This window comes from Rufibacter hautae (genome assembly GCF_008271695.1).
Classification (GTDB): domain Bacteria; phylum Bacteroidota; class Bacteroidia; order Cytophagales; family Hymenobacteraceae; genus Nibribacter; species Nibribacter hautae.
On record NZ_VKKY01000001.1, the window covers coordinates 1,524,459 to 1,536,874 of the forward strand.

The following is a 12,416-nucleotide window of genomic DNA, read 5'->3' on the forward strand; positions in this document are numbered from 1 at the left end:
CCAGACTTGATGTATTAGTGTTGTAGTAGATATTTCACTAATAATTTGCCAATATATTATATTAGACGCTTGAAAATCGATGTTTATTAACGAAAACGCATTTATGAAGAAAAACCTACTCATCTTTCTGCTCCTACATTTATGTGGGGTAGCGTTTGCTCAATCCACTATATCTGGCCGGATAACTTCCAGCAAGGGTGGTGAGCCTCTACCAGGTGTAAGCGTGGTAGTAAAGGGTACTACAGTGGGTACAACCTCTGATGTTTCTGGTAACTATCAGTTGCAAGCCCCCGCTAACGCCACCACGCTGGTGGTTAGTTTTATTGGATACGTAAGTCAGGAATTGCCTATCAGTGGCCGCACTACTATTAACGTAGGTCTGCAGGAAGACCAGCAGGCTTTGGAAGAAGTAGTGGTAGTAGGTTATGGAACCCAACAAAAGAGTTTAGTGACCGGGGCCATTTCTTCTGTGAAGGCAGAGGAGATTGCCACGGTATCATCCAGCCGGGTAGAGCAGGCCTTACAGGGCCGCACTGCCGGCGTTACAGTATTACCTGCTTCAGGTTCTCCGGGCAGCGGGATGCGCGTACGGGTAAGAGGAACTGGTTCAAACTCTGGTTCAGAGCCTCTTTACATTGTTGACGGCGTAAGAGCCGGGGGCATTGAATTCCTGGACCCTTCAGAGATTGCTTCCATTGAAGTACTGAAAGACGCGGCCTCAGCGGCCATCTACGGGGCTGAAGGTGCCAACGGGGTAGTGATCATCACCACCAAAACCGGTAAAGTCAATACCTCAGAGATCAGCTATGCTTTCCAGTACGGCAGACAATCGGTGGGCAGAATGATGGACATGATGAATCCACAGCAGTATCAGCAGTATCTGGAGGAGTCTAACAGCCCAGGCAGACCTACAGCTGCCGAAGCCGCAGCTGCTGGAGCCGGTACTAACTGGTTTGATGAAATATTCCAGACGGCGCCTCAGCAACACCACTCTATCAACTTCAGCGGAGGATCAGAGAAATCCAGCTTCTTGGTAGGCGGTAACTTCTTTACCCAAGAAGGTATTGTGGGCGGTGACAAAGCCAAATTTGACCGCTATACCGTTCGCATCAACTCTGACCATAAGGTTAAGCCCTGGTTGAACATTGGAGAAAGATTCTCCTACTCCAACTTCAGACGTAGAGGCTTGGCAGAAAACGATGAGTTTGGCGGTTTGATCAGCAGTGCCCTTTCCTTAGACCCCTTAACCCCGGTTACTTACACCGGAGCGCTTCCGGCCCACGTGACCGCCGCCATTCAGGCTGGCCAGCCACTGGTACGGGATGAGAACGGCAACTACTACGGTATCTCCAACTTCATCAGAGGAGAGTATGGCAACCCATTGGCCAGAATCGCTTTGGCCAGAGGCCAGACTACCCAGAACAAAGTGGTTGGTAACGTGTACGCCGACGTTGAGCCTATCAAAGGTCTGAAATTCACTTCCCGCTTCGGGATTGACGGAGCTTTCCAGAGACAGCATAACTGGACGCCTACTTTCTGGTTCTCCAGCGAAAACCTGAACTCCATTGCCAACGGCTCTGATTCTCAGAACAACTGGTTCAACCTGCAGTGGGAGAACTTCGCCACGTTCACCAAGCAGATTGACAACCACGGCTTCACCTTGCTGGCGGGTACCTCTGCCTTGAAACGCATGTGGAATTACATTGGCGGAAGCTACTCTGGCCTCTTCAAAGAAGAAGACAAGTTCTCTTACGCAGACACTACCCCAGACGCCTTGGACCGCATAGGCAGCAATGCCAATGTGAGCACCCTGGCCTCTTACTACGGCAGACTTTCTTATGACTACGCGGGCAAATACCTGTTGAACGCCACCGTAAGAAGAGACGGATCTTCTCTGTTTTCGCCTGAGAACGCCTGGGGTACTTTCCCATCCATCTCTTTGGGCTGGGTTGCCTCTAACGAGGATTTCTTCCCGGAAACCAAAATCAACCATTTGAAACTACGGGCCAGCTGGGGCCAGAACGGTTCCCTTTCAAGCTCCCGCATCGGGGATTGGTTAGCTGCCGTAGGAGTTGTGGGACGTTATCCAGATGGTTCGGGCGACTACCTGGTAGGGGCCGCTCCTACTACTCTAGCCAATCCAGACCTTACCTGGGAAACCAGTGAGCAATTGGACTTCGGTATTGATATAGGCATGTTCAACAACCGTCTGACCTTCACCGCCGATTATTTCGACAAAAAGACCATTGACCTGATTACGCCAGGGGTTGCTCCAGGCTTTGTGGGCGCTGCGCTGCCGTTCGTGAACGGCGGTAACGTGCAGAACAAAGGATGGGAATTTGAGCTAGGCTACCGCAATGATGCCGCAGAAGCCTTCCAGTATGAGGTATCTGGAAACATTACCGCCATCAAGAATAAGGTAACTTTCCTTGACCCTAACGTGAACGAGATTCCTGGCGCCAGCATTGGAACCGGTTGGTCTGCTACCGTTTTCAAAGAAGGATACCCTATCTGGTACCTGAGAGGCTACAAAACCGCCGGTATCTTCCAGACTCCTGAGGAAATCAGCGCGTACCTGACTTCTACCGGTATCACCGGTTACTCTCCACAACCAGGCGACCCAATTGTGGTGGACGTTAACGGTGACAAGCAAATCTCTCCGGCAGATTATGACATGATCGGCAATCCGCATCCAGATTTGATCTTCGGGGCCCGCGTGAACTTTGCTTACAAAGGCTTTGACTTGTTGGCTTTCGTACAAGGCCAGATTGGCAATGATGTGATCTTGGGCTTCAGCCGTACAGACCGCCCTACCGCCAACAAACCGGCTTTCTTCTATGAAGACCGTTGGACCGGAGCCGGCAGCACTAACACCGGCTTCAGAGCAAGCACTACCAACGCTTATGTGTACAACAGTGACTTGATGGTGTTTGATGGTTCTTACGCCCGTGTTCGTCAGTTACAGTTAGGCTACACCCTGCCAAACTCCGTGACTGAAAGACTGAAAATGAAAAACGCCCGCGTGTACATCTCTCTGGACAACTACTTCACCATTACTGACTACCCTGGCCTAGACCCAGAGGCAGGTAGCAACAACGCCAACAGCTTAGGTATTGACCGCGGTACTTACCCAGTGCCAAGATTAGCGATGTTTGGTTTAAACTTTAATTTCTAAGCAACAGAATCCATGAAGAAGAACTATATCAAGATTGCAGCATTCGGCTTAGCCCTTATGGCCATGACTTCTGGCTGTAAAGACTTCTTAGACCAGGAGGTGCCCGGCAAGCTTTCTGAACAGGAATTTTACAAAACAGATGCAGACGCCCTCCAGGCCACTACCGCCATCTATGACATCATGCAGGCGCACTACAACACCGCTTGGAGCAGTATCTACATGGTGAAAATCATGCCTTCTGACGAAAGCAACGCCGCCGGTAGCGGCCCCGGTGATCAGCCGGCTTACCAGACCATTGATGACTTCAACTTTGACAGCGAGAACGACGCCGTGAAGTGGGGTTGGAGACTGACCTACAGTGCCATCTACCGCGCGAACAAAGTCATCAACAACGTGCAGCCAGAAACAGAGCTACGCAAAAGACTGATTGCCGAGGCCAAGTTCCTGCGCGCTTACAACTACTTTGAACTGGTGTCTCTGTGGGGCGACGTGCCGCTGGTAACCGGCGACATTCCTATTGAGCAGTGGAGCAGCACCGGCAGAGCCGCCAAAACGGCTGTTTACGCTCAAATTGAGAAGGACTTGCAAGAAGCCATGGTAGACCTTCCGCTCAAAAACGCATTGGGCGGCGGAGACAGATTCAGAGCGTCTAAGGGAGCGGCCCAGGCGCTGCTGGGCAAAGCCATGCTCTACCAGCAGAAGTGGGCAGATGCCGCCACCCAGTTTGAATCCGTGATCGCTTCAAACCAATATGGGTTGGAGTCATCAGTGGGCAAGGCATTCTCTGAGGCCGGCGAGTTTGGCAAAGAGTCTCTGTTTGAGGTCTCTTACACCAAAACCCAAAGCTATGACTGGGGGAACTTCCCTTGGGGCGCGCAGCCAGAAAGCAACATCCACCTTCAGTTGATGGGCCCAAGAAGCGACTTCTACACCAAAGCACCTAGTGACTCCTTGATTGGCGGATGGGGCTTCAACTCTCCTAAGGCCAAGCTGTACCAAGCGTTTGTAGCCAATGGCGACGTAGAGCGGAAAACGGCTACCGTGATGTCTGAAGCCGAGCTGAAAGCTATGGGCGGAAACTGGACCAACCCCACCGCTTATGACTACGAAGGTTACTTCCAGAGAAGATACGGCACGTTCAGTTCCCAGACCGGCTCACCGGTGTCTGAGCTGAACTATGGTACCAACTGGCGCATGATCCGCTACGCAGACGTGCTCTTGATGGCTGCCGAGGCCCACTACCGCGCCGGCAACGAAGGCAAAGCCCGCGAACACCTGAACATGGTAAGACAGCGGTCAGAGTTAACGCCGGTAACCGCCAGCGGCACCGCCCTGTTTGACGCCATCGTGAGAGAGCGTTTCCTGGAACTTGCGTTTGAAGGTTTCCGCTACGTAGACCTGGTACGCTGGGGCCTTGCCGCCCAAGAATTAGGACCGTTGGGCTACAAAGAAGGCAAGCACAACTTGCTGCCCATCCCGGGCGAAGACGTGCGGACGGCAGGTCTACAGCAAAACCCAGGGTACTAAGCATCAACTAAGCCCTGCTTAAATCAAAAGCCCACCAGAAATCTGGTGGGCTTTTTTTATCAACCTTTCTGAAACCATGAAGCAACCATTGCCTCTGTTTCTGGCTCTTTCTAGTACGTGGGTGAAAAAGCCTTCCTTTTCAAAAAGAAGCCATGAAACATAGAATCGGTTTTATTCTTTTGGTCCTTCTCTTCCTGGCGGGATGCGCGCGCTCAAAAGACGTGGTCACCATAGAGCGTACCGTCAATCTGCACCAGCAGCCGCCTCCACGGTTTGATCCTTTTGTGCTCTCCTGCCAACAAGGTGAATCTTTTGCGCTTTCCTGGCTCAAGCCTGTTACGATAGGTGCTTTAACCCTAACGCTGCAGAAAATAGCAGATAGCCGTTGCCCCAAGGATGTCCTATGTATATGGGCCGGCATTGCTGTGGCAGACGTGCAACTGCAGGATTCTACCGGCGCCAGCGTGTATAGAACCTTATCCTTACACAACATGGAAAGAGTGGAACTGGGTGCCAAAGCGTACCAGGTGACGTTGAGAGACATTGCCCCTTATCCCAGAGCCGCTAACCTGAACCAAATAGAAAAAGAAGCAAGGGTATCGGTCACCCCTTTGTGATATCAGGAAACAGTGAATGTAAAAGCCCACGGCCCCTGCTGTGGGCTTTTGTTTTTCTCAAGCTACACAGCGTTTTCAAGCTGATGAAACCTAAGCTTTGGGGCGATCAGGCCTTTAACAAAGCTTCGCCTACCTTCCGTTTTCCGGCCTATTCTCTAAAAGAAGCTTTAAAATGGGTGTTTTACCGTTCGTACAGTTCCAGCGGCAAGCCATCTGGGTCAGAGAAAAAGCAGAAGCGCTTGCCGGTGTGCTCATCCACTCGTACTTCCTGCACTTCCACGCTTTGGTTTATCAGTTCCTGCCGGGCGGTTTCCACGTCTTCCACCTCAAAAGCCAGGTGCCTCAGGCCGGCAGCCTCGGGGAAAGATAGGCGGGCAGGCACGTTGGGGAAAGAGAACAATTCAATGATGTACTGCCCGTTCAGCGCCAGGTCTGCTTTGTATGAATCGCGCTCAGCGCGGTAAATCTCCTGCTGTAGCGTGAGGCCCAGTATCTGCGTGTAGAACTTCTTAGAAACTGGGTAATCGGTGCAGATGATGGCAATGTGGTGGATGCTTTTTAACTGAATCATGGAGTAAAGGTACTTATTGCCAGGTTCCGGAAATCGGAATATCCACTTGGGCAAGAGCTTACCGCCTAAAAGCCGTAGCCAATCCGGATACCGGAGCTTACTTTCTCGCGCTGCTGGAAGCCGGTCACAAAATCCACCCTAAAGACTTTGAAAAGGTGCTCCAGACCTACGCCCAGTTCCAGGTAATGGCCGGCGGCCGCGGTGTGGAGGTAATTGACGCTACCCACTTCCTGCCACTTCAGCTTGCGGATGAGCGGGATCTTGTTCAGGATAAAGCCGTTGAAATGGTGGCTGTAGTGGCCCTCAATGTAGGTTTTCTGGGTGCTGTAGCGGTAGTAATCCAGCAACTGGAAACCGCTGAAATCACCGGACAGGATGGTGCGGTTCCCGGAGAAATGCCTGAAGTCCATAAAATACAACTGGTTCTTGCGCCAGAAAGTACCCGCGCTCACCGAGTAGGAACTGGTGCCCAGCAAACCCAGGGCCAGGTCATCGCTCACACCCAGGGAAACGAAGTCATAGTCCACATCGCTGCCCAGAACCCCGGAGATTCCTTTCCGGTAGTTCAGGGTGAAGAGCGGCCATTTGGAGCCCAGGTTGATCTTGCGGTCTGGGTGCGAGATGTATTCCGCGCCCGGGCGATAAGTCAACATGAGGGCAGCGGTGAGGGCCTGGTGCCGCGGGAAGGCGGTAGAACCCACCTCAGCGTTTTGCGGCTCATTTGACGAAAACACCCGGGAAGCACGGTCGCGCACGGTGTAATCGGTGGTATTGAACATCATCTCGCGCTGGGCATAGCCCACCTGGAACGTCGCTGACAAACCGTTTACCAGCTCGCGGTTGTGCCACAGGCGCAGGTACTGCCGTTGGTAAAGCTTCTCGTAGTTCTTCTTCAACAGCAGCGTGTACACAGTATTCACGAAGGGCGTAATGGGTTCCTCGGGGTTGAACTGACTAACGAACTTGCCACCCTCAAAGCCCACAGAGCGCCGCCGGACCATGTCATACATAAAAGAACCCGCCAACTTGGCCTGCACCTCTTTGTTGCTGAACCCGTAGCGCAGGGTAGGCGCGATGGTGTAGCGGCGCCGGTCCTCGTACCGTTTGGTGTACTCAATGCCTAGGTTAGCCACGAGGCCTTCCACGGTGTTATACTGCCAGATACGCGTGACCGGCTCAATACTGAAAGAGGTGCGCTCAAACGAGTTCTGGTAAGAGTAACCCGAAAGCAGCAGATCAGAGGCGCTGAACTTGTTGTTCTTTCGGTCTATGGAGTCTTTGTAGGGCTTTGATTCTTTGATGACCTGCAGGCTGTCTTTGGTGTGGTAGTCCACTATCTCCTCCTGGGTTAAGGGCACCGGGCGCACCTCGTTCCAATAAGCACTGTCTCGGGTATTGGCGTCTTTCTCAATGAGCAAAACCTCCTTTTTCTTGAAGTACTCGGCATCGGGTACGCCGTTGGCAGGCGGGTTATCCCGAAGGGCTTTGCGTTCCTTACGGCTGAGTTTGGGCGCGGGCACCGATGCCACTACTGGCGGACTCACCACGGGAGCTGGCGCGGTGGAAGCAGCCGGCGCTGGGGCTGGAGTTTGCTTCACGAAGGGTGCTGGTTTTACGCGGTATTTGCTGTAAACGGCCATGAAATAGCCATTGCCCTTGAAGCCGTAGCCCTCCACGTCAAACGTGAATTTCTGCGATTGCAAAACCCATACGTTACCCGGCGCCGGCGTAAACTGCTGCGTAATGCGCAAAGTGTCTACAAACTCAATCTGCTGGTCTTTGGTCACGTACAGGTTAAGGCTGTGCAGGCGCCAGGAGCCGTCCACAATGTACACGTAGCCCGTACACACCGGGTCTGTCTTCCGTTTGGGGATTACCTTGATGCGGTGGATGAGATAGCCGTTGTCCTGGCTGCTGCCCACGTACTCATACTTGTAGAAGAACATGGCGTTGTTGGCCAGCGGCGAAACAAAGCCCCGTTCGTTCACCCCCTGCGCTTTGAGGAGGTTCTGGTAAAAATTGACGTTAAACTCCGAGGCCTGGTTATAGCTAAACGCCCGGCTGCTGCCGCTCACCTTGGAGGAGATCATGCGCTCGCGGTACTTGCCCGGCTGCATGAAACTCATCTCAGACACCGATTCTGACAGATACAGGATGCCCGGTTTAAGGCCGGCCGGCACTTTGATGATGCCCAGCAACCGCTTGGGCATGTTGATGAGGCGCTGCAGACCCTTCACGTACACCTGGGCGGTGAAGGCCTGTACTTCCTTCAAATGGTATTCTCGTTTGGCAATGGCCTGCTCCATGATGCCGTACGCCGGGTTCTTGCCGCTGAGACTTACCCGCACCTCATTGAGGTTGTAGACATCGGGGAGCAATTGCACGTTGAGCACCAGCGGCGTGGGTTTCTCCTCCTCCGGCACCTCAATGGCCCGGGTCTGGCTTTTGTAGCCCACGTACTGGAACACCACCGTGTGCTTGCCCGGGTCTACGTTGAACTGGTAATCGCCTTGCTCATTGGTGGTGGAACCCACGGTAGAGCCCTGCAGGTACACCGTCGCGAAGGCCAAGCCGGCCCCTTTCTCATCGGTCACTTTCCCTTTCAGCACACCGGCGGTGGCTACCCCCGTCAGCAGGAACCAAAGGCCCAGCACAGAGGCAAACTTACGAGACATCCTGGGGGAAAGGCACGGGTATAAAGAAAGCATGAGCAAAGGGTTTGGCTGTTTAACGAAACCGGCTAAGGTTACCATATCAGCACGTATTCAAAATCCTTACTATTCTTTAACACATCGGTTCTTCTTGAACAGCAAGAAGATAGATTTAAAGGTAAAGAGAAGATACGGAAGAGAACAAAAGCCGCTGGCCATTTTAGGCCCGTTTCATTTAAAAGATGCCTGAAACGCTCAGGAAGTTGCCTGCGCGGCCTCCAGTTTGCGCAATTTGCGGCTGTACTGCATGTTCAGGAGCACCCCCAGCAGCACCAGGGCAATGCCCAGATACGCATACAAATGGAACGTCTCCCCGAAGAACACCATGCCCAGGCCCAGCGCGTACAGAATACCGATGTAGTTGAGGTTGGCCACCCGCGCCAGCTTCTCCACCTGGTAAGACCGCGTCATGAAGTACTGCCCCAGCTGCGTGAGAATGCCTGTCAAACACAGCCACAGCCAATCGTTTCCCTGCAGCGGAACCCAGTCAAAGAAGCAGAAAACCAAAGACAAAGGCAGAGACACCAGCGGGAAGTAAAACACGATGACCAACGGATGCTCGGTCTCGCTCAGCTTCCGCACGGAGTTATACGCCACCCCAGACAGAAACGCGCTCCCGATGCCGATGAGCAGATAATACAGCGAGATGCGGGTATCCACGCCCTCAATCACCAGCACCCCCGAGAAGGAGATCAGGAAACACACCCACTGCCACGGCGCTACTTTCTCTTTGGCAATGAACACGCCCAGCAAAGCCGTGAAAATGGGTGCCAGGTACTGGATGGTTACCGCGCCCGCCAGCGGGATGTTCTGGATAGTGGTGTAGAACAGGAGCAGCGAAAAGCCGCCGGCCAGCCCGCGCAGCACCAAGACCGGCTTGCGGTTGCCCCACGGCGAAACCCCGGCCTGCCTGATCATGCCATAGCTGAGGATCAGCGAAATCACCGAGCGGAACAGCACCACTTCCATGGGTGGCAGATGCGACAGAAACTTGACGCACACGTTCATCAGCGCAAAAAAGAACGTGGAAAGCAGCATGTACTGAACCCCTCTGGTCATGGCGGTAAGCGGAAAATTCTGAGGCGCAAAGGTCGGGCTTTTACCGGAGCATTTTGCATCTCTTTTTGAATTTAGGGGCTTTAAACGTCCGCCTACCAAACTGTTTTTGCCTATTTTTGGTTTATAGAATATACCGGCAGCGGTAGTTTTCCCCTAAAGACCAGACCTGTGTTCCAGCCCAAAAAGAAGAAAGTCTACACCAAGAAAGAGGCCTTGCCTAAGATCGCCTCTTACTGCGCCTACCAGGAACGCACCCAGAACGAGGTACGCGCCAAGCTGCTGGACTATGGCCTGGACTTGGACGAAGCTGATGAACTGGTCATTCTCCTGACCCAGGAAAAACTGCTGGACGAGGAGCGCTACGCTCAATCCTTTGTGCGGGGCAAGTATGGCCTTAAGCGCTGGGGCCGCCGCAAAATTCAGATGGGTCTCAAAGCCAAAGGCCTCTCCGACTACTGCATCCGGAAAGGCCTCCAGGAAATTGACCCAGATGTCTACTGGGAGAACCTGCTGCACCTACTGGAGAAGAAAAACAAAACCGAGGGCGAACGCAACCCCATGGCCCGCCGCCAGAAAATTCAGTATTTCCTCCAAAGCAAAGGCTATGAACTGGACCTCATCCAGGATGCTTGGCGGGAGTTGGGTTTGTAAATGTGGATATTTGTAAATGTGCTAATGTGGAGATGTGCTGATGTGCTAATTTCCACATTCCCAAATCTCCAAATTTTTAAATCACCTTTTCTTCGGCACAGGCGGCGCGGCCATGGTCTCGCGTGGCATGAGGTAGACGCGGCGGCCGGTCATGTTCTCCAGCATCGGTTTCAGGATTTTCTCAGCGTTGACGGAAGTCTGCTGGAGGATTCCGCTGCTCAGAGCCGCCTGCTTAACGTTTTCCTCGGCGTACTTGTAGCCCTCATCTACCAAATCAGCATCCTGGAAGTACGTATTCTCTTTCCCAAACACCTTGGACTGAGTGTGGTCAACGCGATAATAGCAGATCTCTGGAGCGGGCAAACTCACGTGCAGAACAGAATCCCCGATGAACTGCAAATCGCTTTCCTGTAACTTCTGCAGGTCAATACAGCCCACTGCCTCGCCGCCCACAATGAGCGCCACCTTAGAATCGGGCAAGAACCGAGACACTTCCTTTTTGTATTCCACCACGTCTTTAAAGTTGTAGCGCACAAGCTCCAGTTTGCCCATTGCCTCGATTTTGGTCAAGACGGTATTATGCGTCACCTCCACCGCCGGTTCACCGGCAGGATTCAGGAAATTCTTCACAGGCATCAGCAGAAAGCGCCACGCCAAGCCGGCCACAATCAAGAGCAAGAGCCATGGAATAAGCTTACGGAGAACAAAAAGGAGTCGCATGAATTGAAAATAGGTGTCTATGTCTATATGCGAAAACCGCACCGAAAGTTACTTCTGCCGATTTGGGCTCGGTTTGGGAAAATCAGATTCAAAATAGAATATCAGATTTGGCAGGACCTGCTAAGACATATCTAACATTTTCAGCTTTCGCTGGCGCGAGCTTCCAGCTCGTGTCCGCACGCATACCTAAAGGTTCCTATTTGCTTTTCTGAGATCAAGCTCTTTAGCCTACCAAAGTCTCTTACCCACATTCTGTCCTCTTGGAAAGATCTTATGGGCGAACGAGAAAGGCTGGGTAGTAAACGCTACTACAGTTTGCTACCAAGATCCTTTCAGGATGACAAAAGAGGGAGTATGCAGCTTTTCTTTCTGGTAAGTGTCCGGACACGAGCGGGACGCTCGCGCCAGCGATGGAAAGCAATGGCAGTAGTTACCTGGCAACTTTCGCCGAAGGCCATGCCAATCCATACCGTTGTGCGTAGCCGGCCCAGCCTTGCTGTCCGCCGGTATGCACTGCTACCAGTTTAGTGCCCGCCGGAAAGTAATCTTGTTTAATCAGGTCAAATACACCGTACAGCATCTTGCCCGTGTACACCGGGTCCAGCAGAATATTGTGCCGCTGATGGAAGGTTTGAATGAAAGCCAGCAGTTCTGGGGTGTGTTTGGCGTAACCGCCGAAGTGGTAATGGATTTGCAGTTCCCAGTTCTGGTATGTCTGCCCGCTGTAGGCCTGCACCAACTCCGTTACTTCCTTCTGCAGGAACTCCCCTCCTTTCAGAGCCGGAAACCCGATGATTTTTCCTTTTCCCGCTACGCCGACTACTATCCCGGCCAGGGTGCCACTGGTGCCGGAAGCGACACAGAGCACATCCCAAGGCGCGGTGAGCTCCGTGATAATCTCAGCGCATCCTTTCACGGCCAGCAGGTTCGTGCCGCCCTCAGGGAGTAGGTAGGGTTTTGGGGCTGTTTTCAGGATTTGGGCCTGGAAATGCGGTTCGTTCCGGAGGCGGTAATCTGAGCGACTGAGGTACCGGAGAAGCATGCCCTGTTGGGCGGTAAAGGCCAAGGTAGGATTGAGCGGCAAAGTCTCCTCGCCTCTAATGTAGCCAACGGTGGAAAACCCGAACTCTTTTCCGGCGGCGGCTACGGCAGCGATGTGGTTAGAAAAAGCCCCTCCGAAGGTAACCAATGTCTCGCAGCCCTGTTCCTGCGCCGCCAATAGGTTGTATTTGAGTTTACGCCACTTATTCCCAGGGATGCCGGGGTGCAACAGATCCTCGCGCAGCACGGCCAGTTCCACTCCTTTTTGGGTGAGCAGTGGATCTGAGAGCGGTTGCAGGAGAACAGACATAGGCAATTCTAGAAAGGGCAAAAACAGCAGCGCC

9 protein-coding genes are annotated in these 12,416 nt (G+C 52.9%); 4 read left to right on the forward strand and 5 right to left on the reverse strand.

Annotated elements, in window-relative coordinates; genetic code table 11:
• Nucleotides 1–103 precede the first annotated feature (103 nt).
• The 3 genes from FOA19_RS05825 (at nucleotide 104) to FOA19_RS05835 (ending at nucleotide 5,319) form a co-directional block, all read left to right on the forward strand.
• Nucleotides 104–3,175, forward strand: a complete 3,072-nt coding sequence (locus FOA19_RS05825) for a SusC/RagA family TonB-linked outer membrane protein (RefSeq protein ID WP_149089819.1) — start codon at nucleotides 104–106, stop codon at nucleotides 3,173–3,175.
• 12 nt (nucleotides 3,176–3,187) lie between these two features.
• Nucleotides 3,188–4,702 carry a RagB/SusD family nutrient uptake outer membrane protein gene (locus FOA19_RS05830; RefSeq protein ID WP_149089820.1) on the forward strand — a complete coding sequence of 505 codons (1,515 nt, stop codon included), beginning with the start codon at nucleotides 3,188–3,190 and terminating at the stop codon, nucleotides 4,700–4,702.
• Between the two features lie 152 nt (nucleotides 4,703–4,854).
• The gene (locus FOA19_RS05835) at nucleotides 4,855–5,319 is read left to right on the forward strand and encodes a hypothetical protein (protein WP_149089821.1); all 465 of its coding nucleotides are present in this window, start codon (nucleotides 4,855–4,857) and stop codon (nucleotides 5,317–5,319) included.
• Nucleotides 5,320–5,500: 181 nt separating this feature from the next.
• On the opposite strand, the gene gloA2 is transcribed toward FOA19_RS05835, so the two are convergent.
• From gloA2 to FOA19_RS05850, 3 genes are all read right to left on the reverse strand, one after another.
• Nucleotides 5,501–5,890, reverse strand: coding sequence for an SMU1112c/YaeR family gloxylase I-like metalloprotein (gene gloA2 / locus FOA19_RS05840; protein WP_149089822.1), 390 nt, complete (start codon nucleotides 5,888–5,890; stop codon nucleotides 5,501–5,503).
• A 65-nt stretch (nucleotides 5,891–5,955) separates the two neighbouring features.
• A complete protein-coding gene (locus FOA19_RS05845; protein WP_223808751.1) occupies nucleotides 5,956–8,598 on the reverse strand; it encodes a DUF5686 and carboxypeptidase regulatory-like domain-containing protein in 2,643 nt (880 codons plus the stop codon).
• 198 nt (nucleotides 8,599–8,796) lie between these two features.
• Nucleotides 8,797–9,660 (reverse strand): DMT family transporter, encoded by an 864-nt coding sequence (locus tag FOA19_RS05850; protein WP_223808752.1) that lies wholly within the window; start codon nucleotides 9,658–9,660, stop codon nucleotides 8,797–8,799.
• 168 nt (nucleotides 9,661–9,828) lie between these two features.
• Here FOA19_RS05850 and FOA19_RS05855 point away from each other — a divergent pair, with 168 nt between their 5' ends.
• Nucleotides 9,829–10,311, forward strand: a complete 483-nt coding sequence (locus tag FOA19_RS05855; RefSeq protein ID WP_149089823.1) for a regulatory protein RecX — start codon at nucleotides 9,829–9,831, stop codon at nucleotides 10,309–10,311.
• Nucleotides 10,312–10,392: 81 nt separating this feature from the next.
• Here FOA19_RS05855 and FOA19_RS05860 read toward each other — a convergent pair whose 3' ends face one another.
• A complete protein-coding gene (locus FOA19_RS05860) occupies nucleotides 10,393–11,031 on the reverse strand; it encodes a DUF4230 domain-containing protein (RefSeq protein WP_149089824.1) in 639 nt (212 codons plus the stop codon).
• 430 nt (nucleotides 11,032–11,461) lie between these two features.
• A complete protein-coding gene (locus FOA19_RS05865) occupies nucleotides 11,462–12,382 on the reverse strand; it encodes a 1-aminocyclopropane-1-carboxylate deaminase/D-cysteine desulfhydrase (protein ID WP_149089825.1) in 921 nt (306 codons plus the stop codon).
• Nucleotides 12,383–12,416 lie beyond the last annotated feature (34 nt).

Bases quoted from the DNA above. Each gene is read 5' to 3' on its own strand.
- FOA19_RS05825 (WP_149089819.1), top strand. From the start codon at position 104: ATGAAGAAAAACCTACTCATCTTTCTGCTCCTACATTTATGTGGGGTA.
- FOA19_RS05830 (WP_149089820.1), top strand. From the start codon at position 3,188: ATGAAGAAGAACTATATCAAGATTGCAGCATTCGGCTTAGCCCTTATG.
- FOA19_RS05835 (WP_149089821.1), top strand. From the start codon at position 4,855: ATGAAACATAGAATCGGTTTTATTCTTTTGGTCCTTCTCTTCCTGGCG.
- gloA2 (WP_149089822.1), bottom strand. From the start codon at position 5,890: ATGATTCAGTTAAAAAGCATCCACCACATTGCCATCATCTGCACCGAT.
- FOA19_RS05845 (WP_223808751.1), bottom strand. From the start codon at position 8,598: ATGCTTTCTTTATACCCGTGCCTTTCCCCCAGGATGTCTCGTAAGTTT.
- FOA19_RS05850 (WP_223808752.1), bottom strand. From the start codon at position 9,660: ATGACCAGAGGGGTTCAGTACATGCTGCTTTCCACGTTCTTTTTTGCG.
- FOA19_RS05860 (WP_149089824.1), bottom strand. From the start codon at position 11,031: ATGCGACTCCTTTTTGTTCTCCGTAAGCTTATTCCATGGCTCTTGCTC.
- FOA19_RS05865 (WP_149089825.1), bottom strand. From the start codon at position 12,382: ATGTCTGTTCTCCTGCAACCGCTCTCAGATCCACTGCTCACCCAAAAA.